The following is a 652-nucleotide window of genomic DNA, read 5'->3' on the forward strand; positions in this document are numbered from 1 at the left end:
ACACAAGAAGCAGCCTTCACACGTACAGGTGAACGCGACCGTGTAACTGGCAACAAGACTTTCACTCCATGGACACCAGCTACGAAAGAATTGGCCCAAGAAGCTACACCAGTCGTAACTGGATTCGTGGCAGATAAGGCCAATGTAGCAGCGAAGACAGTCACTCCTAATGATAAGGATAGCGAAGAAGTTGTACAATACAAGAAACTTGGTTCATACGTACCAAATGTACCAGATGGACTTCCAAAAGTTCCAAATCTTCCATATCCAAACGATCCAACAGATCCAACAAAACCAGGTACTGATCTTCCAGTGGTACCAAATGTACCAGGCACTACACCAGTAGGCCCAGATGGCACAACACCATTGACACCGAAAGATCCGAGCGATCCAAGCAAGGGTTACAACCCACCACCAATTCCAAGTGATCCAACTCAGGATACACCAATCAACTTCGTGAAGGATGGTCAAAAAGCGATTATCACCTTCGTAGACCAAGATGATAACAACAAGGAAGTTGGTAAGGTCGTTGAAAGCGGTAAGTCAGGTGAGCCAATCGGTACAACCAACTACGCAGCTCGTCTGAAAGAATTGACAGACAAGGGTTACGAAGTGGTGAACGATGAGTTCAAGGGACCTAAGACCTTCGATA

The 652-nt window shown here is 46.2% G+C and carries 1 pseudogene; it reads left to right on the forward strand.

Annotated features, from left to right (window positions below):
- Positions 1-652 (forward strand): annotated as a pseudogene (locus O3644_RS10030) (mucus-binding protein); the annotation flags it as partial.

It is taken from the genome of Streptococcus sp. 27098_8_113, from assembly GCF_041432545.1.
Classification (GTDB): Bacteria; Bacillota; Bacilli; order Lactobacillales; family Streptococcaceae; genus Streptococcus.